The organism is Paenibacillus sp. J31R120 (genome assembly GCF_056269225.1).
In genome coordinates, this window is record NZ_JBWDNN010000005.1 from 234,361 (window position 1) to 253,582 (window position 19,222).

Annotated in this window: 17 protein-coding genes; 3 read left to right on the plus strand and 14 right to left on the minus strand. The window is 52.1% G+C overall.

The window, feature by feature from the left end; translation table 11 throughout:
• Positions 1–53 precede the first annotated feature (53 nt).
• The 6 genes from AC0YNW_RS19355 to AC0YNW_RS19380 all read right to left on the minus strand — a co-directional run bounded on the left by AC0YNW_RS19355 (position 54) and on the right by AC0YNW_RS19380 (position 5,267).
• Positions 54–434 (minus strand): VOC family protein, encoded by a 381-nt coding sequence (locus tag AC0YNW_RS19355; protein WP_475833343.1) that lies wholly within the window; start codon positions 432–434, stop codon positions 54–56.
• A gap of 1 nt (position 435) precedes the next feature.
• On the minus strand, positions 436–1,035 hold the full coding sequence (locus AC0YNW_RS19360; protein WP_475833344.1) for an SRPBCC family protein: 600 nt from the start codon (positions 1,033–1,035) through the stop codon (positions 436–438).
• A gap of 73 nt (positions 1,036–1,108) precedes the next feature.
• A complete protein-coding gene (locus AC0YNW_RS19365; RefSeq protein ID WP_475833345.1) occupies positions 1,109–2,083 on the minus strand; it encodes a helix-turn-helix transcriptional regulator in 975 nt (324 codons plus the stop codon).
• Positions 2,084–2,191: 108 nt separating this feature from the next.
• Positions 2,192–3,229 (minus strand): FecCD family ABC transporter permease, encoded by a 1,038-nt coding sequence (locus AC0YNW_RS19370; protein ID WP_475833346.1) that lies wholly within the window; start codon positions 3,227–3,229, stop codon positions 2,192–2,194.
• Positions 3,216–4,232 (minus strand): FecCD family ABC transporter permease, encoded by a 1,017-nt coding sequence (locus AC0YNW_RS19375; RefSeq protein WP_475833347.1) that lies wholly within the window; start codon positions 4,230–4,232, stop codon positions 3,216–3,218. The genes AC0YNW_RS19370 and AC0YNW_RS19375 overlap by 14 nt, the downstream gene beginning before the upstream one ends.
• Before the next feature lie 36 nt (positions 4,233–4,268).
• Positions 4,269–5,267 (minus strand): ABC transporter substrate-binding protein, encoded by a 999-nt coding sequence (locus tag AC0YNW_RS19380; RefSeq protein WP_475833348.1) that lies wholly within the window; start codon positions 5,265–5,267, stop codon positions 4,269–4,271.
• A gap of 154 nt (positions 5,268–5,421) precedes the next feature.
• Between AC0YNW_RS19380 and AC0YNW_RS19385 the strand changes: the two genes are divergently transcribed.
• Positions 5,422–6,030 (plus strand): TetR/AcrR family transcriptional regulator, encoded by a 609-nt coding sequence (locus AC0YNW_RS19385; RefSeq protein ID WP_475833349.1) that lies wholly within the window; start codon positions 5,422–5,424, stop codon positions 6,028–6,030.
• Between the two features lie 20 nt (positions 6,031–6,050).
• On the opposite strand, the gene AC0YNW_RS19390 is transcribed toward AC0YNW_RS19385, so the two are convergent.
• The 3 genes from AC0YNW_RS19390 to AC0YNW_RS19400 form a co-directional block, all read right to left on the minus strand.
• Positions 6,051–6,866 (minus strand): ABC transporter permease, encoded by an 816-nt coding sequence (locus AC0YNW_RS19390; RefSeq protein ID WP_475833350.1) that lies wholly within the window; start codon positions 6,864–6,866, stop codon positions 6,051–6,053.
• Positions 6,863–7,870: an ATP-binding cassette domain-containing protein gene (locus tag AC0YNW_RS19395; RefSeq protein ID WP_475833351.1), complete on the minus strand. Its 1,008-nt coding sequence runs from the start codon at positions 7,868–7,870 to the stop codon at positions 6,863–6,865. Before AC0YNW_RS19395 ends, AC0YNW_RS19390 begins: the two co-directional genes overlap by 4 nt.
• A gap of 136 nt (positions 7,871–8,006) precedes the next feature.
• The gene (locus tag AC0YNW_RS19400) at positions 8,007–9,179 is read right to left on the minus strand and encodes an MFS transporter (RefSeq protein WP_475833352.1); all 1,173 of its coding nucleotides are present in this window, start codon (positions 9,177–9,179) and stop codon (positions 8,007–8,009) included.
• Positions 9,180–9,295: 116 nt separating this feature from the next.
• On the opposite strand from AC0YNW_RS19400, the gene AC0YNW_RS19405 reads away from it, so the two are divergent.
• Positions 9,296–10,183: a LysR family transcriptional regulator gene (locus AC0YNW_RS19405; protein WP_475833353.1), complete on the plus strand. Its 888-nt coding sequence runs from the start codon at positions 9,296–9,298 to the stop codon at positions 10,181–10,183.
• A gap of 103 nt (positions 10,184–10,286) precedes the next feature.
• Here AC0YNW_RS19405 and AC0YNW_RS19410 read toward each other — a convergent pair whose 3' ends face one another.
• The 3 genes from AC0YNW_RS19410 to AC0YNW_RS19420 are packed head-to-tail and all read right to left on the minus strand — an operon-like array spanning position 10,287 to position 12,788.
• Positions 10,287–11,321: a stalk domain-containing protein gene (locus AC0YNW_RS19410; protein WP_475833354.1), complete on the minus strand. Its 1,035-nt coding sequence runs from the start codon at positions 11,319–11,321 to the stop codon at positions 10,287–10,289.
• Between the two features lie 14 nt (positions 11,322–11,335).
• Positions 11,336–12,298, minus strand: a complete 963-nt coding sequence (locus AC0YNW_RS19415; protein ID WP_475833355.1) for a hypothetical protein — start codon at positions 12,296–12,298, stop codon at positions 11,336–11,338.
• Positions 12,291–12,788 carry an RNA polymerase sigma factor gene (locus tag AC0YNW_RS19420; RefSeq protein ID WP_475833356.1) on the minus strand — a complete coding sequence of 166 codons (498 nt, stop codon included), beginning with the start codon at positions 12,786–12,788 and terminating at the stop codon, positions 12,291–12,293. The genes AC0YNW_RS19415 and AC0YNW_RS19420 overlap by 8 nt, the downstream gene beginning before the upstream one ends.
• 259 nt (positions 12,789–13,047) lie before the next feature.
• Between AC0YNW_RS19420 and AC0YNW_RS19425 the strand changes: the two genes are divergently transcribed.
• The gene (locus AC0YNW_RS19425; protein WP_475833357.1) at positions 13,048–14,502 is read left to right on the plus strand and encodes an MFS transporter; all 1,455 of its coding nucleotides are present in this window, start codon (positions 13,048–13,050) and stop codon (positions 14,500–14,502) included.
• A 70-nt stretch (positions 14,503–14,572) separates the two neighbouring features.
• Here the strand turns inward: AC0YNW_RS19425 and AC0YNW_RS19430 are convergent, their stop codons facing one another.
• Complete coding sequence (locus AC0YNW_RS19430; RefSeq protein WP_475833358.1) at positions 14,573–15,679, minus strand: BTAD domain-containing putative transcriptional regulator; 1,107 nt, start codon at positions 15,677–15,679, stop codon at positions 14,573–14,575.
• Positions 15,672–18,869 carry an ATP-binding protein gene (locus AC0YNW_RS19435; RefSeq protein ID WP_475833359.1) on the minus strand — a complete coding sequence of 1,066 codons (3,198 nt, stop codon included), beginning with the start codon at positions 18,867–18,869 and terminating at the stop codon, positions 15,672–15,674. The genes AC0YNW_RS19430 and AC0YNW_RS19435 overlap by 8 nt, the downstream gene beginning before the upstream one ends.
• Positions 18,870–19,222 lie beyond the last annotated feature (353 nt).

Genomic DNA, 19,222 nt, shown 5'->3' on the forward strand with positions numbered 1-19,222 from the left:
GCATGACGCAAGAAAGCCGCTCGGACATCCGAACGGCTTTCTTGCTTGTTCCATTAATTCAATCGGTGCATCATCTCGTATTGGTTGCCGCAAGGATCTTCGAAATATACGGCATAATAGGTCGGACTGATCGGCAGCAATCCAGGTCCGCTAGTTATCGTTCCGCCCAGCCGCTTTACCGTCTCGGCAGTCCGATCAACCTCTACGCGATCAGCAGCCCAAAATCCAATCAAGTTGTTGTTCGGCTTATGATCAGCGTCTACTGTTATGGCGAAATAGGGAACGCTCGGCAGCTCGCCCTCAGCGGCGAATACATACCAGTCCCTGGAATGATAGGTGTGTACGAAGCCCAGCTCTGGCAGCAGCCCCTCATAGAATTCCCGCACCTGTTCCCAAGCGTTTACTCTCAGATCAATATGGCTGAATCTGTTCATCTCATAGCCCCCCTATTAATTCGACTAGCTTCTCCTCCCAGTAACGTTTCATGAGCTCCCTCATATAGACATCATCCAGCATCTCCTGATGGATGGAGATCGTTGTTTTGTCACCTTTCGCGGACAGTACATAGATTTGCAGACGAGAAGGGTTGTCCCATTCAGGTCGCTGCCAGGTGAGCCGAAGCTTATGGTAAGGCTTCACGACCGTCAGCTTGCCGAATATCCCTTCCTCGGATTGATAGATCTCTCCCTGATTCAGCTTGAATGACGGCACATTGCCGACCCACAGCTTCAAGCCTTCCTCCGATACAAGATAGTCCCACACCCGCTCCTTCGGTGCTGCTACCGTCTTTCTGACACCAATCTGCACGCCTGCATCCTTCGTTACGCCAACCGGTATCCGGCCCAGCACCTGCCCATACATGACGGCGAGCCACTCGCTCCATTCTTCCGAAGCCTCATATTGTTCGTTAATATGGGAGGCGATCCCTTCATGCGACCATTGAGGGTCCACGGACTGCTGCAGGCGGATGACCCACTCTTCCCATGTCTTTCCCGTAGCTTGCTTAACCTCTTGTCTGAAAATGGAGCCCGGCATCTTGCGCCCTCCTGACGATTAATATGCTTCATTATAAAACAGAAATACTGACAGGAACGGTCAGTATTTCTAGCTAAGATCGATAATATTTTTGCAAATCTTGGATGATATCAACCATGTGGCTTCTCAGTTCTTCGGGCTCGATGACACAAAGCTTCCCGCCGAAGGACAAGAGATAATACGCAATCTGTGTGTATAGCGACAGCTCGTCTACCCGGAATCGCGCTTCACTTGACGTATGCTCGACAAGCGCATGACCGAGCAGCCAATGCCCACATAGCTCTTGGATGGCTTGAGGCGACCCTTGAATGAGTACAGAGATCAAGGAGACATCAGAATCGTCGCCCTCACCCGGCTCGGACAGCAGGCTCCCCAGCAAATACTGCCGTGCGGAGAAAGCAGCAGGCCGTTCGAAGCGCTCAGGAGTATTTGCAATCCCGTCGATCCGATCTGCCCGGAAGCTTCTAAGCTCTTCGCGCAGATGGCAATACCCGACGACATACCATTTGCTTCTCCAATGGACTAGCCCGTAAGGGTCAATCCTGCGCTTCGTAGCGTCGGAATCATAACCGCTCGTATAGGCGATATCCAAGCTCACTCCCCCGTCTATGCCAGCCTCCAGCTCTGCAAGTATAGCCGTTAGAGCCGATGCCGCAGGCAGCTGGATGACTTCGATATGGGTCTCGCGCCGCTCCATCGACTCAAGCTGCTGCGGATTTGTATACCGCTTCATTTTCGCTATAGCCCGATTGAGCGCTTCTTCAGACGGATAACCCGATTCTCTGGCGAAGGCCGCCGCTTGCAGGAGCGCCTTCTGCTCCTCCTCGTCGAAGAATAGCGGCTCCAGCTTCAAGGAATCGGGAATGGTGTAGCCGCCATCCCGGCCGACTTCGGCTACGATGGGCACACCGGAAATGCATAAGGCATCGATACACCGATAGACCGTACGGATATGAATCTCCAGTTCATCCGACAGCTGCTTCGCCGTCATTCTTCGCCGCGACTTGAGCAGCCATAAGATGGCGAGCATATTGTCCGCTTTTGACATCGATGTTGCCTCCCTATCATCGCATGCTATTCGCTATCCTAATCTTACTATATATGGCTATCCGAGCAATAAAAAAGAAACGGTCAAAAAGCCGTTTCTTCTAAATTATTATCCATGATGGCGATGCCTGTACATTAAATAGATAAAGAAAGGCGCCCCCAATATGGCGGTGAATATCCCGGCCGGAATATCCAGCGGTACAAATACGGTGCGGCCGACGAGATCGGCGAGCAAAACGAACAACGCCCCCAGCAACGCAGATGCCGCCACAATAGCTCCATTATGATTGCCTACCAGCTTGCGGGCCATGTGAGGAGCCATCAGCCCCACGAAGCTGATTCCTCCCGCGATGCCAACCGCGGCGCTGGCTAGAATGACGGCCAGGATAATCAACAAAAATCTTTTCCGTTCCACCCGCATCCCGACGCCAATGGCAATTCGGTCGCCCAGCTCCAGCACATTCAGGCTTCTGGACTGCACAAGTGCGGCAATGCCGCCGACTACGACCCAAGGCGCCAAATATATCACATGGGTCCATGACGTGCCGTAGACCGTTCCCGCCATCCAGCCAAGCGCCTGCGAGACGAGGTATATCGGTCCTGCCAGCGTAAAATAAATCGTCAGCGCCCCCATCGCAGAGGATACCGATACGCCGATCATCGCCATCCGAAGCGGCGAGCTGCCCTTCCTCCAAGCCAGCGAATAGGTTATCGCAGAAGCGATACAGCCGCCAGCCATCGCAACGATTGGCATCCAGCCGACAGCCACCTGTCCGTTCATAATCGTAATAAAGGCTACGACCGCTGCCGTCGCCCCTGAAGTCGTCCCGAGCAAGTCGGGCGAAGCCAGCGGATTGCGAATCAGGGCTTGCAGAATTGTCCCTGAGATCGCCATCGCAGCGCCCACTAATACAGAAGCCGCAATACGCGGCATTCGCAGCTGGTATACTATCAGCTCGTACTTCTGCTCGCCGAGCCCAACCAGCGTACGCAGCACGTCAGATACAGGCACATGAAAGCTGCCGAGTCCGATGCTCAAGATGATAGCAATGAGCAATACAAGCGCCAACAGCAGCAGCCGGATCATGACAAGCGGCTTGCGATGCCGCTCCGTAAGCCTACAGTAAGATCGTCTAAATCTGCCCAAGCGCCTTCCTCCTTACGAGCGCCACCACAAACGGGACGCCTAGTACGGCTGTCATGACGCCCACCGGTACTTCTTTGCCATGGATCAAAAACCGCGACAGCACATCGGCGAGCAGCAAAAAACCAGCTCCCAGCACAGCGCTGTAAGGCAGCAGCCAACGATGATCGTTGCCTACCAGCCAGCGCGAGATATGAGGGATCATAATGCCGACAAAGCTGATTGGGCCTGCCAGTGCGACACTGCCGCCAGCGAGCAGCACGACTACGAGCAAAGTAAGGATTTTCACCCACACCATCCGTTGGCCGAGCCCTTTTGCCACATCATCTCCCATAGCCATCACGTTAAGAGACCGGGTCATGAGCATGGCAATAACCCAAGCAGCCGCCATATACGGCAACAATTGAACCGTATGATTCAGATTGCTGTTCGATAACGAGCCGGTCAGCCAATACAGCGCGCCTTCCAGCGTCTCGTTGCTGATCAGCATAAACAAAGAATTGATGGATGACGCGAAGGATGCCAGCGCCGATCCCGTCAAGATCAGCTTGATCGGCGTCATGCCCCCTCTGCCCGCTGTCGCAATCAGAAAGATCGCCCCGGCGGATAGGCCAGCCCCGATAAAGGCCACCCACATCAGATCGCCAAACGTAAACACCGCTCCATACCAATAGAGCATCGACACAATCGCCAGCGCTGCCCCCGCGTTAATGCCCAGTATTGAAGGCGAGGCAAGCGGATTGCGCGTCATCGCCTGCAGCAATACCCCGCTAACGGCAAGACTGCAGCCGATAACAGCGGCAGTCAAGGCGCGCGGCACACGGGAGGTGCGGATAATAAGCTGTTCGTCGCTTCCCGTATACGAGGTATATGCTTGGATGACAGTATCCAAATTAAAGCTTCTAAGCCCGAACAAAACGCTGGCAACCGCTGAGATGATCAGCAGCGCCAGCGCTCCGGCAAATCCGGCAGCTTTTCCTTTGTCGGTCGACAAAAGAGAGGTCATGTCCTTAATTCCCTTCTATACCGTTAACGCATGATGCTAACGTTGAATATTCGCAAAAACCTTCTCGATGTCGGCTACCAGCAGCTTCGCAGCGAGAATACCGCCCGCGGAGTTCCAGATCGCTTCGTCAACCTGATAAATTTGACCGTTCTGATTCACTTTCATATTCTGTGCGATCGGATCGGCCAGCCATTCCTTGGCAGTATCGGCAGCAGCCGTCTCGCCGTCTCGGTCCGATGCGAAGTAGAACAACGCGTCGCCATCGAGAACGCTAATTTGTTCCTTCGTAATTTCCTCGGCAAACTCCGCTTTGTTCTGCGCTTCCGTTCTCGCGATGCCCAGCTTGTCCAGAACCACGCCTGCGAAGTTCTGCTTGTAATACACTCTGGCTTTACCTGCTTGGAACCGGGCAAGCGATACTTCAGCCTGTGCCTTATCTCCCAGTCTAGCCGCCGTCTCATTCACCAGCTTCTCGAACTCGGCCAGCGCCTTTGCGCCTGCCTCTTCCTTGTTCAGCGCGCTTGCGAACAACGTGAAGTTTTCGATCATACTGTCGCCCAGGTTTTCGGTGAATACAGTAGGCGCAATCGCGCTAAGCTGGCTGTAGATTTTCTCTTGTCTAACCTTCGTGCCGAGAATGAGATCCGGCTCAAGGCTCGCGATCAGCTCCATATTCGGCTGCGTCTCGTCGCCGACAATCTCTACCCCATTCATTTGATCCGCTATATGGTCATACCAAGGATCGCCGATCCAGGACTGGACGGCTCCTACCGGTTTGATGCCGAGTTCCAATAAGGTTTCTGTTCCTTGCGTCGTCAGCACAACCACTCTTGCCGGAGTGCCTTTGATCAATGTATTGCCCATCGCATGGGCGATTGTTCTGCTCTCTTCGACTTCCGGCGCTTTCGTAGGTTCAATGGCTTTGCCGTCGTTCCCCGTGTTTGCATCCTTATTGTTACCGCATGCTGCAAGCATGGCCATAACGATAACTAACATAGCTGCTGTCATCATTTTCATCGTGGTATGTTTTTTCACTATTCCCGCTCCCGTAATTCAATAATGAGTATCATTATCATTTGATGATGAAAAAAAACACTTCTTTTGCAACCGATGCGCATGCGGTTCAGTAAATGTTACAATAACAACACTAATATAGTTGCTTGCCCATTTCAATAGATCGGGCTCCGAAATGGACAAAACAAAGGAAGTGTTACACATCAACAGCAATTTCATTGAAGGGCAGCAGCAATCGAAGGAATGGATCACGCTCTCTCTGCTCTATTTGATGGAGACGAGGGCTTATTCCGATATCAAAGTAACGGAGATTGCCAAAAAATCCGGCCTCGCAAGACAAACGATCTACCGAAACTATCGGGATAAAGACGATATCTTGTACGATTACCTCTGCCATCAATTCGACTTCTTTGACGACCGGATTAAAGAACTGCAGCTGGCTGGCGCAGCCGTGCTGATCGCTTTTTTTGAAATGTGGAAGGAATTCCTCCCTGGTTCCCTGCTGTACAACATTCAATTGTCCGATCGGAAGATCAGGCAAATCATATATCGAAGCTTGGAATATTACGTCCAGGAGAAATATTCCCCTACGTTCATGGCTCCGCAGACGTCGATCGGCGACATGCACTACTATGTTTTCCGTTCCCTGTCATCCGCCCTGCACGGCATCCTCATCGAATGGAGCCTGCAGCATTACGCGCAATCGCCAGAACAAATCGGCAAGCTGACGTATCAGCTTACCGATTCTATGCGCCAATATTGTATCCAGCATGCGACGCCATAAGCCACATGCCCGGGTCACTGCTAGGTCCGCCGCATATAAGCGCGAACCGTAATCGGTGCGAACACCGCTACAATAATCACTGCACCGATTAGCGAGATGGCTAAATCCCAGCCTACTGTGCCCGAATTGGTCATATCCCGCACAGCCGTGACGAGATGAGAGACGGGATTGATATTCACAAACCACTGCAGCCAGTTCGGCATCGTCTCCACAGGAACGAAGGCATTGGATAGGAACGTCAGCGGGAACAGCACGATCATCGAGATGCCCTGTACGCTGGAAGCGGTGCGGGCGATGACACCGAAGAAGGCGAATATCCAGCTAATTGCCCACGAGCAGAAGATAACAATGACCGCCGCTAGCGCTACGTACGCAAGCCCTCCTTCAGGACGATACCCCATCACATAACCCATTGCAAACGTAAGCACGGTCGCAATCGTATAACGTACCGTGTCGGCCAGCAGCGCCCCCGCCAGCGGGGCAATCCGCGCAATCGGCAGCGACTTGAACCGGTCGAATACGCCCTTGTCCATGTCCTCCCGCAGTTGGACGCCGGTTACGATCGATGTCGTTATGACCGTCTGTACGAGAATGCCCGGAATGATCACGGGCAGATAGCTTTGCACATCGCCAGAGATGGCACCCCCGAATATATAAGTGAACATTAACGTGAAAATAATGGGCTGAAGCGTCACGTCGAACAATTGCTCAGGCGTGCGGCGAAGCTTCAACAATCCTCTATAGGCCATCGTAAGGGAATGGCGCACAGACTGGAGAAAGCCGGTCCGGTTCTTCAATTGGCGATGCGCCGCTGAGTTCATCGTAGATTGGCTCATACGTTAGCCACCTCCGCTTTTTTAGTTTGATTTTGCGGCTGCGTCGCTGACGTGTTGGGAGAGCCGCTCCCCGTAATCGTCAGGAACACTTCATCCAGCGTTGGCTTCTGCACGCTCATCTCGGCAAGCGGAATGCCCGCCTCACGCAGCGCAATCAGCAGATCGGTCACCCCATCGGCGTTTGCCATCGGCGCTGTGATTTTGCCCGAATCATAGGCAACGCTCGCTGAGACATTCAGTACCCGCTCCACCATCTGGCGTGCGCGCTCGATTTGTCCTGATTGCTGGACGTTCAGATGCAGCGAAGAAGTTCCGACGGATGTCTTCAGTTCATCCACCGTTCCTTCCGCCACGACGCGCCCATGATCGATTACTGCGATCCGGTCCGCCAGTTGGTCGGCCTCGTCCAGGTATTGGGTCGTTAGAAGCACGGTCGAGCCCGTCTTCACGAGCCGCTGGATCGTCTCCCACATCTGGACGCGCGTGCGCGGATCAAGTCCTGTCGTCGGCTCATCCAGGAAGATAAGCGGCGGCTGGGCAATCAGGCTGGCTGCCAGATCGAGCCGACGCCTCATACCGCCAGAGAAGTTCTTCAGCGGGCGCTTCGCCGCTTCCGTCAAGCTGAATTCCTCCAGCAGCGATTCCGCCTTTCGTTTTGCTTCTGAGCGGCTAAGCCCAAGCAGCCGCGAGAATATAATGAGGTTCTCCATCGCGCTAAGCGATTCGTCGACCGAAGCGTATTGACCTGTTACGCCGATCAGCTGTCTCACCATTTGAGATTCCTTTGTCACATCATGTCCGAATATGCGAGCCGAACCCCCATCCGGTCTTAGCAAGGTTGCCAGCATGCGTATGGTCGTCGTTTTCCCGGCACCGTTCGGCCCAAGCACGCCATAGATCGTGCCGGCGCGTACGTTCAGATCCACCCCGTCCACCGCACGATGCTCTCCGAACACTTTCACAAGCCCTTGAGCCTCGACGGCCCATTCACTCCTATCCATCATTGCATTTCCTCCTCTATATCTGAGCTATAGCGATCTTAACGCCCTTATTTAAACGGAATTTAAACAAAGTGAAGAAACAATAAAAAAAGGCCAGCCCGCGGCTGACCTTTCCTGAAAAACGATAATGATTACTTGATTAAGCGCTTAGCCCCCTGCCTTCCGCCACCCGGACGCTGTCCGGACTTTTGGACAAGAGCAGCTGGACGACAATCATAGCCATAATAATGACAAGCATGGCGACAAGAGCAACCGTGAAGCTGCCGTAAAAATCATACAATCCGCCGATTAAGAGCGGCCCCATGGCCGCAATCAGATATCCGCCGCATTGGGACATGGCCGACCATGCTCCCGCTTCCTGCGCCGTATTCGTCTCCACAATCGGAAGCATAAGCGCCAGCGGGAACAGTCCGCCTGCTCCGAGGCCCAAGAAGATGGTGGCAGGCAGCATGGGCATATGGAGCAGCAGCATGATGATGCCGATTAGCTCAGATACACTGCATGCGACGAGGAAAAATCCGCGTTTGCCGTATTTGGCCACCAGACTCGGAAGTGTCATGGACACCGGAATTTGGATGATTGTAAATACGGTGAGCAGCATGGCTGCGCTTGCCTTGCTGTAGCCAAGGCTCTGCGCGATAGGCGAAAGCCAAGCCGTAAGCGAATAGAACATGCTAGACATCATGCCGAAAAACAGAGTCAGCAGAATGGCGCGCTTATTGGTCAGCGGCAGCCGGGAACGTACCGCGTTTGCGGCTTGATCCTTCTTCCCGATAAGCGGAAGCCACATCAGCAAGGCGAGGATGCCCAGAATAGCCCAGATCGCCAGTGTAAAGGATAAGCTTTGATCATGACGATTAAAAATCGGAATCGACAGTGCAGAAGCTGCGCTCGCGCCTACAGTCAAGGATACGGAATAAACACTGACAATACCGGGTTTGGTCGGGAAGTATTTCTTAATAAAACCGGATAGCAGCGGGCCAGCTAGACTGATGCCGATGCCCCCTACAATAGCCGTAATGACGAGGACGCCGACTGAACTGATCACGCCCCGAAACGCAGTAGCGCCCGTGATGAGTACTAACGCAATAAAGATGGTGCGCTCCAGTCCCCACCGATCCCGCAGCGCAGTAGCCGCAGGAGCGAAGATGCCCATGCACAATACCGGCAGCGTGGTGAGCAGACTGGCAGTCAATGCATTCATGCCGAGGCCCGATTGCATCGTGCCGAGCAGAGGCGCGACCGATGAAATGATCGGTCTTAAGTTAAGCGCGGCGAAAAAAATCGCCAGCAGCCAAAATAGTTTCTTCATATATGGTCTCTCCCTCTATATCTGTGTACACAAAGTATAGAGACTCCACATCCATTGATCAATCCTATAATTTCTATTATTATAATAGTAAAAAACTATCGTTCAAGGAGCAAGCGATGGACACTCGACATATCCAATATTTTATGGCAGTCTACGAGCATCTCCACTTTACGAAAGCAGCGGAAGCGCTGGGTATTTCCCAGCCTACCCTGAGCCAGCAGATTCGTGTGCTGGAGGCAGAGCTCGGCATGCCGCTTTTCGACCGGATCGGCAAGCAAGTTGTGACGACTGAAGCCGGCAAGCTGCTGCACTTCCATGGCGGACGAATGCTTCTGGCAGAGCAAGATGCCAAGATCGCGATAAGGGAGCTGATGTCTTCCGCTAGGGGCACCGTCCGTCTTGGTGTATTGCCTTCGGATTTAGACTTCCAACTGGTGCCGCTCTTTATCCACTTCCATTCCGAATACCCCGATATACAGTTGCAGGCCTTCTCGACCATTCAGATTTTGGAGGAAGTGCTCAGCAATCGGGTCGATATCGGCATAGCGCTTAGAACTCCCCTTGACAAGCGTCTGGTCCAAATCCCGCTGTGCTCGGAGCCTTACCATCTGCTCGTCCATTCCGGCAGCGAGCTTGCCAGCAGAGCATCCATTATGCTTCGCGAATTGGAGCAGCTGCCGATTGTCATGTATCCGCGCGGCTTCCTCGGCCGCGATCTGGTGGAGAAGGTATGCCGGGAGAAGGGCGGCTTCCAGCTCTCGACCGTGATGGAGACCAGTACAGCGACCTCTCTCCTGCAGCTGGTGCGAGCCGGCGTCGGCGCGACCATTCAGCCCGTGAGCCTGCTCAAGCAGGAATCCATGCGGAATGAGATTATCGCCATCCCGATCTCCGATCATGCGCCAATGCGCCATCTGGAGCTTATCTACGGCTCGGAGCGCTATATTAGCGAAGCCCATCGCCAGCTGGCCAAATGGCTGATCGATTTCTTCAGCAAATCATAAGTTGGTATATGGGCTCACCTATCAGAAAGAGCTGTCCTTAGTGCCCTATCGGCCACCAGAACAGCTCTTTGCTGTAAAGCTATATTAGCTTATGCTTCAAAAACTACTCAACCAGCTTCGCGCCGCTTAGCAGCAGCACGTCGTCTGCCGCCATGAACGTTACGCCGTTCTTCAAAGCAGCTGCTTCGATCAGCGTATGCGTATCTTCGCCTTTCACAACTTCAGTGCTGCGGGCAACAAAGCTGTACTGCTCCTGGTCGCCTTTCATCACCTTGATGCTGCTAGTCTCCGCATTCCATTCCAGCGTATAGCCGAGCGCCTCAACCACTTGGCGGAACGGAAGCATCAGACGGCCGTTCGCAACGTATGGCTGCTCGCTGGCCGCAAGCTCAAGCTTCTCATCATTTACGTACAAGTTCTCCAGGCCTGCTTGCACATAGCCGTTGTAGGAGTACGAGAATACCATCATTTTGGTCGTTTCCGCAGCTTCCTCGGCTCCTTCGCCTTGTACGATCTGCTTCCATACCAGCAGCTTCGTGCCTGGCTTCAGATTATGTTTGGTTACGATGTTTTTCGTCAGGTAGGGGAACAGCTCCGTGTCATCCGTTACGGTATACGTCGCATCCCGGTTGGTATGCACGATGACATTGCCGTTCTCTTCTTGCTTCACGTTATCGATCTCTTCGTAAGTTGGTACGGCAAAGTCAGCAGGAATCGACGTAAGCAACAGCTCAGCGCTTGTCATCGGAGGCAGGCTCATCGTCATAGCCGGTCCTACGTAAGCATAGATCATCTCGTTCTCGCGAATGTCCTTAATCGACTTCGGCAGGCCGCTAACCGCGTCCAGAATCAACGTGTCTTCGCTAACGTTCAGAATGATTTTGTCAAACTGCGCATTTTCATTGTTGTTCTCCAGCATGATGCGGCCGTCTTCCATAAGCGTAGCTGTACCGTAGACCACCATCGAATCCAGCCACTTCTGCTGCATGATCTCATAAGCCGGTGCGCTGATCGGCACAATCGGCGCGTTGATCGGTACGATCTGCTGCGGCACCTCGCTTGCGAATGCCGAAGCTCCTCCTGTCAGGCAAGCTACTGCTGTCAATGCACAAATGGTATGTTTCACATATCTCTTCATTACAATTCTCCCTTTCATGTTGGGTTATGGAATAAATCGGCGTAAGCTTCCTTGAACGATTCCGGCAAGACGTAACGATTGTCGCCGAGCGAGGCCATTCCCAGTTCCGGGACAACAAACAGGTCAATCGCCGTGCCATCCTTCAAGTGAAGCTTAGCCAGATAGGATTTCCCTTCGGACTGGGCTTTGGCCCACTGCTCATCAGCTTCTCTATCTCTATTAACCGCCGGTTCGCTTTGGCTAAACATCTCAATCCACTTCCGAACGTCCTTCTTCCGGTCGAGCGCATGCAGCTGAACACTGCCGATGTGATTCATGATGTCAATTTCTTTGGTCAGTCGTGCCAGCTCCGCAGCTTCCGCATATTCACGGGCCGGGATGATGCCGTTATCCGTTCTGCCGGACAACTGGGCAATATAATAGCGTCCCTCATGCCTCACAGCCAACCGGAAACCAGGTTCATACCCCGGAAGCGGATAGACCTCTCCGCCAAGCAGATAGGTTGTCGCGTAATCCAGCACGGCGTACCCGTCCTTGCCGCCATTCTCCATATCGGACTTCAAATCGTATATTAACGATCCCAGCTTGTCTTTCGCCTCCGGCATCCTGTCCGCCAGATCGTATGGAGCACCGTCATTCAGAAACGTATAACGGTACCCGTTATAGTTCATCATCTTCAGCGGACCAAGCGATACGGAAAGCGGCATATGCCGCGGCGTAACGGTAAATGGCGATGGCTGGGCTTGCTGAATCGCCGTAAGCGACGGAATAGCCGGGTCAGCCTTGAAGAAGACCGGAAAGACGAGCGCAAACGAGAGCACCGCGCAGCCTATGGCAGGAATGGCGATTTTGACACTTCGCCTCAAAGGGGGGTTCCTTCGTGCTTCCTCGCCGAGAATGCGGCTTAGCATGCGCTCCTTCTGCGTCTTGGTCGGGCCTAGCCTCGACATGCGGGCGATTAATTCCTTCTTATTCATATCGCTCACCACCTATCGACAGCTTCAGTAGTTTCCTGCCCGTATGTAGCCGCGTGCGAATGGTCGGTTCTTTTATAGAGAGCATATCTGCTATTTCCTTCGTGCTGTATCCCTCATAATAATGCAAGTAAATCGGCAAACGGTATTTCTCAGGAAGGGATAGCACTTCATCTAACAGATCGTCGTGCCTGATTTCTTCGGATAACTGCTTCTGATCGCTTTCTTCCAGTGTGACGCGCAGCCGTCTCCACCAATGTCTAAGCATATTTTTGCAATGATTGCGGGCAGTCACAATAAGCCAAGCCTTCTCATGCTCGGTGTCTTGGAACGTCTTGTCGGATCTCATCAGCTTTAAGAAGACAGTCTGTGTTGCTTCTTCCGCATCAACCACATTTTTTAACATCATGAAACAGACCTTGTATATCGTATCTGCATGACAATTGTAGATTTGAGCGATATCCTTGCCCGTACGCTGCAAGGCATCCTCCATGCTGCTGTCCCCCCTTTACTAGTAACACAATTGAGATAGGCAAAATGTTCGATTGATTTAAAAAAAATTTTCAGGTGTCGCATTTGTCCATTGTAAAACAACCCAAACGGCGATGCAGTGGTATGATTTGGCTGGGCGATTCCATCCTGCCGTCAATTCTACCGATTTGTTCATCTTTCCATGCAAACCTATCGTTATAAAGTGATAGAATAGAGTCAGCAATTATGGAAACCCATCATGATACTAGGAGCCTACCGAAGTGAAAGCACACCCAATACGTCTACTTCGCATTACCGGACTATTCGACGGCCTGTCGCTATTAGTCTTGCTTGGCATCGCGATGCCACTCAAATATATAGGGGGGATGGATAAGGCTGTCACGATCGTCGGCAGCATTCATGGGGGGATTTTCAGCCTATATGCGCTTGCCATCCTCTACGCTGCCCTGCGGGTCAGATGGAATCTGCTATGGTCCGCTGCAGCGCTCCTCGTCGCTTTTATTCCTTTCGGCAACTTTGTACTGGACTGGCAGCTTAAGAAGGCGCAAGTGAAATATGCGGTTAAACCTTTCAACTACGCCCTGCTCGTATACAGCATCGTCTTTTTCTCCTTCTTCGATCTGTTCGCGCAGCTGCCGGTCATGAGCACCTTCGCCGCCTCCATCGGCGCCAGCTCGTTTATCGTCGGATTCGTCATCGGACTTTATTCCCTGTCCAATACGTTAGGCAATATACTCTCTGGCATCATGACCGACAAGATCGGACCGTTCAAGCTTCTAATGGCCGGCCTTGTCTTATCGAGCGGCGCCTTGCTGCTGTATCACTTTGTCGAGCAGCCTGGCTGGCTTATCGTCGTCCGCATCATCCACGGCTTTGTCGCGGGCTTGATCGTGCCCGCCGCCTTCACGTTCTCAGCGAACACGACGGTTCAGAACGAGCAAGGGAAGAAGGTTGCCTTTACCGGCACATTCGTCGGACTTGCCGCGATTATCGGCCCAGCCTTCAGCGGCATTATGGCGAGCAAAACTTCCGTTCCGTTCGTCTTCACCTGCGTCGCGATGATGGGACTGGCTCTAGCCGTGTTGTCAGCTATCTTCCTTGGCAAGTACAAGATCGTGAAGAAAGAAAAGGACGAGTCCGCCGCAACAGGTCCGTTCCTGAATATCGCTGTGATGAAGGCATATGGCGGGGCTTTCTTTCTAATGTTCTCGCAAGGCGTTATTGCCTACCTGCTGCCGCTTCATGTGCAATCGTTAGGCTATGATTCCAGATTGAGCGGAACTTTGATGAGCGCCTTCGGCATCATAGCAGTTCTCATCTTCGTCCTCCCGACGAACCGCATATTCGACCGTGTCGCTCCGTCGATGACGATGGCGCTGGGCATCGGGCTGATGGGCGTCAGCCAGCTGCTGATCAGCCAATCTGACACGACTTGGGCGCTCTACGCCGTACTGGGCCTGTACGGGGTCGGCTTCGCCTTCCTGTTCCCGTCGATCAATACGATGCTTATCCGGGCGACACCGGCGGAGCTTCGGGGCAAAGCTTACGGCTACTTCTACGCCTTCTTCTCGCTTGGCGTGGTTGCCGGTTCTTCGCTGCTGGGCTGGCTGCCCTTCGACGAAAGCCAGGGCTTCCTCTTCACCGGTGCAGTGCTGCTGCTATTCGCTGTTGTCGTCCTCGTCAGCAGACGCAAAGAGCATGCGCTAAGCCAATAAGCGCCCTCTGCAAAGAAGACTCCCAAGCCGCTGTAACAGCAGCTTGGGAGTCTTCTTTATCTATACGCCTTCATCGGGTTCCGATACGGATCGCCTCTTCAATACGGGGATCGGGCTGTGTTCCCAGTTCCTGCTGAAGCAATTGCTCCAAATCATGATAATAGCGAATCGCCTCGTTCATTCTTCCGATTGCGATATACAGTCTGACTGCCTCCAGACTAATATCCTCACGCAGCGGATCAATCTGCAGAATGGCCTCAAAATAATGCAAAGCCGATTTCCGCTCCTCGCGCTCCAGATGAATTTTCCCCGCCAACTCCAACAACTGAATGAACTCGCGTTCGAGCTGCCTGCCGTAAGCGTCGGCCCACTCGTATCCTTTGCCGTTCAGGAATGGCCCTGTATATAACTCCTCCGCCTGCTCGATTAATCGAAGCACGCTTGCCTCTTGGCTCTGCCTGATTTGCTTGACCAGACGGTTAAACCTGTACAAGTCACATGTCATATGCTTCTCTTCAATCCAGATTTCTTTACGATAGGTTTTAATCGGATTGTCCAGTCGTGCTTCACTAATGGCCTTACGTATGTAATACAAGGTCGAATTGAGATTTTTATGCGCTTTCTCCGGCTCAAGCCCGCTCCACAACGTATCAATAATTTCTTCGCGGCTCACTTTCCCTCTATAGATGAGAAAGGCAAGCAGCTCTTCTGTTTTGGGGCTTCTCAGCTTTAGCAGAATTCGCTCTTCGTCCTGACGGAACAACCGTAAGCCGTCGAATACACGGACCGCAAAGAGCGGTTCGGGGAACGCCGCGACAGGCCTGCTCTGAATACGATCCAGCGTGCGCGCTACACGCTCTGCGGTTACTGGCTTCATCACATAATCAAGCGCGTTCAATTCAAAGGCTTGAACAGCATATTCATCGAAGCCGGTCACAAATACGATATGAATGGCCGGATGATGCTCCCTCAGTCTTTCGGATAAGGACATGCCGTCAATCTCGGGCATCGATATATCCAAAAAGGCGATATCGAGCGGATGCTCTCTGGCGAAATCGCAAGCATCCAGCGGGCTCAGAAATGTACCGTACACATCTACCGTTCCGCTCTCCGATAATATTCGGTTTAACCGTTTGACCGACAACGGCTCGTCATCCACTATAATCGCTCTAAGCATGCCTCATCTCTCCGATCTGCCTACGCAGCTTTGCCGGGATTTGGAACGCAACCGCCGTCCCGGTCCCTTGCTGGCTGCTAATTTCAATGCGCTGTCCATATATCAACTTAATGCGCCTGTCGATGTTCCACAATCCGACGCCTCTGCGTTCTCCGTCCGCCCTTAATGTCTCCTCAAGCTTATGCTCGCTCATCCCGCAGCCGTCGTCCTCCACCTGGAACCTGACCGTTCCATTCACTTCAGTAATCGTAATTACAACCTTGCCGCCCGCCAGATTGGACATCAGCCCGTGACGTATCGCGTTCTCCACCAGCGGTTGTAAGATAAGCGGCGGAATGAGAATCATCGTATTGGCTTTCACCTCATATACCACCTGCAGCCTGTCGCCGAATCGAGCTTGCTCGATATGAACATAGGCCTCAACCAGCTTCAGCTCGCTATCCAGCGTCGTTAACGAATCCAATTGCTTAAAGTCGAAGCTGCTTCGCAAATATTGTGAGAGATGAAGCGTCAGCTGCTCCGCCCGCTCAGGCTCGTCCACGCATAGCTCTGCAATGGCATTCAAGGCGTTGTATAGAAAATGCGGCTTGATCTGGGAGCGCAGGAAGGCCATTTCCGCATCCTTCGCATTTATCATCGACGCCTTCAATCGGGTCAAGCTTCTGACACGCGCCATCAGCTCCTCCGCTTCGAATGGTTTCCCGACAAAATCATTGGCGCCGTTCTCCATCGACACCTTCATTTCACTTACCCTGTTCTTGGCCGTTAGCATTAAGACCGGCAGCTCGAAGATGGAGAATCGTTCCCTGATTCGCTGAAGCACCTCATATCCCGTCATATCCGGCATAGAGATATCGAGCAGCACCAGGAAGAAGTCCCGCTTCGAAATTTCCTGAAGCGCCATTTCCCCTCGATTCACGACAACAAAGGAGTAGCCTTCCAGCTTCAAGAGATTGATCATAGATTGCAGATTGGCGAAATCATCATCTACCACGAGAATGGTCTCGTCGATTTCTCCCTCCACATACAGCGGATATTCCGGGTGTCGAATACCGGCTTCTGGTCTGGCTGCTGCCGCTTCCAATTGATTTCTGGCTGTTTTGGTGACAGTCAGCGGCAAAGTGAACGAGAATACGGAGCCGTGGTCCGGAACGGATTCGACGCGAATAGTACCGCCATGCAATTCGACCAGCTTCTTCGTAATACTTAATCCAAGGCCCGTTCCTGCTTCCGGAGAAGGGATCTGGTCGGAGGCTTGCTCGAACGCCTCAAATATTTTGCTCTGCATATGCTCCGCAATCCCGATGCCGGAGTCGCGCACCCGAACCTCGACCTGATTTCCGCTGACGACAGCGCTAATTTCCACATAACCTTGATTCGTAAACTTAATGGCGTTCCCGATCAAATTATGCAAGATTTGCTGAAGCCGGTTGCCGTCCGCATAGACGGACGCCATCGTTGCATCTACCGAATTGACCAGCGCAATCGTCTTTCCTGCCAGCAGAAAGGAGTGAATGCGAATGACCGAATCGACAGCCGCCGCCAGATCAATAGAACTGCGGTACAATACGATATCCCCATGCTTCAGCTTGGAGTAATCGAGTAGTTCGTTGACCAGCAAGGTTAATCTTCGGCCGCTGCCCATCACAATGGCGAGATTGCGGGCCTGCCCCTCGTTCATGGGTCCCTCCGCCCCTTTCAGCAGCGTATCCGTGATGCTAACGATCGCATTCAGCGGCGTCTTCAGCTCATGGGACGTATCGGATAGGAAGTCATCTTTGATTTTATCCAATTGCACCAATTGATTTTTCATGGCGTTAATCGTGTGATACGCCTCGAAGAACCGGAGTACAATGAGACCAATCATAATAAGATTAAAAAATACAATATAGAACTGACCAAGCCACAGATCTTCCTTCCAAGACACAGCTTGCAATATAATGTCCAACGAATAGAGGTTAATCGTCAATATCGCAACGTACCACAGCAAGGACTTGAGCCGCTCTCTTGGTTCGTTTCTAATGTACAGTCCCGCCACCTTGACCAGCATCCAGATCAGCATAAATTCATAGATCATGACGACATAGACCTGGATTGTCGTATAGGTGTGGATCGGCAATATCGCAATCAAGAGGATAAAACAGCCCAAAACAGCCGTGATCGCTTGTGTAAGCTTCAAGGAAGCGATGCTTTTCTGCAGTTGATAGAAGATGACAGCCAGTATGATAAAGCATGCGGTAGATATAATGTCCTTCGATTTATACATCACCTGAAACGGCAGATCCGGCAAAAATTGCAGGAGCGACCTCTCGCCGATCAAGCCGTGGTAGATGGCAAACAGCATGCAAATAAACGCGAAGGCCAGCAGGGAATAATCCCGTCTATGAAAGATAAATGCGGCGAAAAAGCAAATGAGATAGATGAGCGCAAGCGTGCCTAGTATGGCAAGAATGCTGAACTCCCGCATTAGCGTCTTCTCTTCATAAGCAACCATCGCTGTCTGCTCGCCGAAGTAGATCGAGAGCGGAATGCCTCCGTTAATATAATCATAGTTGGAGACCTGAACGATAATTTCAATTTCTCCTTGCTCTGCTGCAAATAGGCCAAACTTCGGGACATTGCCCGGCTTATAATCCACTTGCTTGCTTGCCGTGGCACCATCCTCCAACAGACGCTGCCCATTCACATAGATTTCGCTAGAGAACCGGATATTCGTCTTCTTGATCGCATAGATTCCGGCCTCAGGCACATTCCTCAGCACAGCCCGATAGGTAGCGGAGCCATATGCAGGCAGCGGGCTGCCTTGATAGTCGGTGCCGTTCCATGTGGACGGCACATTCATATAGATGCGATCCGATGGCAGCTCCGATATGGAAGACTGGAAGTCTGCTGGCGTCAGCAGCCGGTTCCAATAAAACTCCCATTCGCCATCCAGTTTGATTCTACCGTTGTCTTCATAGGACCAATCGGATAAATCCATTATACCTTGGCGAACCACCGGGCCGTCCGAGCGATTGCCGTTATCCATATATATCGATAGTGGAATTAATGAAATAGATACAATCCCAATGAAGCAAATCATTACTATTCTTCTCAACACCGCTGTTGCCCCTTTCGATGCCAGCTTCACCAGGTCTCGGCTTACGGCAAGTGCAGGTTTGGAGCAGTTCAGCTGTGTGTTTGCTTTCACTGCCACTATCGTAATTATATTAATCTAGGAATAGGAGTAAAGAAGTTTTTGCATGGCGCGAATTGTGCTTGTCCTTTTTCAACCGTCAATTGACAAAATCAGCCCGATCACATTTGGTGATCGAGCTGACCTTCCTCCATAGTAATTTACGATTAAATATGTCCGCAAGTCCGTATGTCTGAAGCAAATCATCTGCCGCTTGTACAGGCAGCCTATCCTTTTGTTCATCGACAAAAGCATACCAATTGCCAATAAACAAAAAGTAAACAAACAACAGCGCCTCTCTTCAAGCCATTCACATACAGATATGATAAGCGTGGTGAATCGATCGCACAAAAAAAGAAGCCGCCCTC

Coding starts and splice junctions, on each gene's coding strand:
- AC0YNW_RS19355 (WP_475833343.1), bottom strand. CDS start 434: ATGAACAGATTCAGCCATATTGATCTGAGAGTAAACGCTTGGGAACAG.
- AC0YNW_RS19360 (WP_475833344.1), bottom strand. CDS start 1,035: ATGCCGGGCTCCATTTTCAGACAAGAGGTTAAGCAAGCTACGGGAAAG.
- AC0YNW_RS19365 (WP_475833345.1), bottom strand. CDS start 2,083: ATGTCAAAAGCGGACAATATGCTCGCCATCTTATGGCTGCTCAAGTCG.
- AC0YNW_RS19375 (WP_475833347.1), bottom strand. CDS start 4,232: ATGACCTCTCTTTTGTCGACCGACAAAGGAAAAGCTGCCGGATTTGCC.
- AC0YNW_RS19385 (WP_475833349.1), top strand. CDS start 5,422: ATGGACAAAACAAAGGAAGTGTTACACATCAACAGCAATTTCATTGAA.
- AC0YNW_RS19390 (WP_475833350.1), bottom strand. CDS start 6,866: ATGAGCCAATCTACGATGAACTCAGCGGCGCATCGCCAATTGAAGAAC.
- AC0YNW_RS19395 (WP_475833351.1), bottom strand. CDS start 7,870: ATGATGGATAGGAGTGAATGGGCCGTCGAGGCTCAAGGGCTTGTGAAA.
- AC0YNW_RS19400 (WP_475833352.1), bottom strand. CDS start 9,179: ATGAAGAAACTATTTTGGCTGCTGGCGATTTTTTTCGCCGCGCTTAAC.
- AC0YNW_RS19405 (WP_475833353.1), top strand. CDS start 9,296: ATGGACACTCGACATATCCAATATTTTATGGCAGTCTACGAGCATCTC.
- AC0YNW_RS19410 (WP_475833354.1), bottom strand. CDS start 11,321: ATGAAGAGATATGTGAAACATACCATTTGTGCATTGACAGCAGTAGCT.
- AC0YNW_RS19415 (WP_475833355.1), bottom strand. CDS start 12,298: ATGAATAAGAAGGAATTAATCGCCCGCATGTCGAGGCTAGGCCCGACC.
- AC0YNW_RS19420 (WP_475833356.1), bottom strand. CDS start 12,788: ATGGAGGATGCCTTGCAGCGTACGGGCAAGGATATCGCTCAAATCTAC.
- AC0YNW_RS19430 (WP_475833358.1), bottom strand. CDS start 15,679: ATGCTTAGAGCGATTATAGTGGATGACGAGCCGTTGTCGGTCAAACGG.